Below are 1,559 nucleotides of genomic sequence, written 5' to 3'. Positions count from 1 at the left end.
TGCCCGGCCGCCACATCACCGACTGCCAGATGAGATGGGATGGTTGCCGCCCTCCCCAGACGGCATCGCAGTGTGCCAAGAATGTGGTGGTTTCAGCCACCAGGCGGAGAGGACGGCACCATGAAAGATACAATGATCGGAGTGGATCTAGCAAAACATGTGTTCCAGCTCCATGGCGCATCAATGGCGGGGCACTTGAAGTTTCGAAAGAAGCTGTCGCGTCCTCAGTTTCAGAAGTTTATGACCGAGCATCCGCCGGCAGTCGTGGTGATGGAAGCCTGCGGCAGCGCCCATTATTGGGCACGGGAGATGGTCAAAATCGGCCATGAGGTTAAACTGATCGCGCCGCAGTATGTGAAGCCTTTCGTTAAGCGCCAGAAGAACGATGCGGCCGATGCCGAGGCGATCGTGGTCGCAGCACAGCGCCCGGAAATGCGCTTCGTCGAACCAAAGTCGGAAGAACAACAGGCCAAGGCGGTGGTGTTTCGGGCTCGGCAGCGCCTAGTCCATCAGCGCACCGATCTGGTGAACGCACTGCGTGCGGTTCTCTACGAATACGGCCACATCGTCCCGCAGGGGATCGGCCATCTCAAGCGCATCGAGGCGATCCTCAAGACGCCAAACAGCGACCTCCCCGAGTTGGTCTGCCAGGAATGTCAGGACCTTATCGGCCAGATTGGCCAGAAGACGGAGCGGATCGAGGCTAAGACAGAGCAACTCAAGAAGCTGGCGGGGCCGACCGGAACAGCGCGACGGCTGCAAACGATGCCAGGGGTCGGGCCGCTGACCGCGCTGGCAGTTGAAGCATTCGCTCCCAACATGGCCAGCTTCAAATGTGGCCGAGACTTTGCGGCCTGGCTAGGCCTTGTCCCACGGCAACACTCGTCAGGGGGCAAGGAACGTCTCGGGCGTGTATCAAAGGAGGGGCAGGCGGACATTCGCCGGTTGCTCATCGTTGGGGCGATGTCGCGGCTGAACTGGCTCGGTCGCAAGTCCATCCTCCCGGGATCGTGGCTGGCACGGATGCTGGTAAGAAAGCCGCGGATGCTCGTGGCGATGGCCTTGGCAAACAAGATGGCGCGGACAATCTGGGCCATGCTCACCAAAAATGAGGATTATCGGAATCCGGCGCCGGCTGTGGCTGCGTGATTGACCTGCAGCAAACTGCCTGAGTCGGTAAGGGGGGTGTGAGAAGGCGACGACCCGAATGGGCACGACGATCGAACAGATCTGGATCAGGAAAACCAGCTAGAGTCGAAGAGCGCCAAGCTCGGAGGTGAGTTTTGGACCTGATCCGTGGATCACCATACCGGCCAGCGGCTTCTGGAAACGCCGCAAGCAAAGGCCTGACAGAAGACCGCACTCGATCACGCGTCCAAAAGGTCAGAAACTTCTTGCATCACGGGCGGCAACCACAGAAGACTCTACATGAAGCTCCGTCACACCAACACCATCCCGATTGCCGCTGCCAAAGCCGGCTTCAGCTCCTCCACCGCCTATCGCCTCGACAAGGACCCGCGGCTGCCCTCCCAGAAGAAGGTTCCGCGCGGGCGCCGGCG

At 60.2% G+C, this 1,559-nt stretch carries 1 protein-coding gene; it reads left to right on the top strand.

Annotated elements, in window-relative coordinates:
- Positions 1-120 precede the first annotated feature (120 nt).
- On the top strand, positions 121-1,149 hold the full coding sequence (locus OC446_RS30315) for an IS110 family transposase (RefSeq protein WP_262032579.1): 1,029 nt from the start codon (positions 121-123) through the stop codon (positions 1,147-1,149).
- Positions 1,150-1,559: the final 410 nt, after the last annotated feature.

This window comes from Microvirga sp. Mcv34 (assembly GCF_024519725.1).
Taxonomy (GTDB): domain Bacteria; phylum Pseudomonadota; class Alphaproteobacteria; order Rhizobiales; family Beijerinckiaceae; genus Microvirga.
This window is presented reverse-complemented; position numbering and strand designations above follow the sequence as displayed.

What these genes read in the sequence shown, in the direction of transcription:
- OC446_RS30315 (WP_262032579.1), top strand. Translation starts at nt 121, where the DNA reads ATGAAAGATACAATGATCGGAGTGGATCTAGCAAAACATGTGTTCCAG.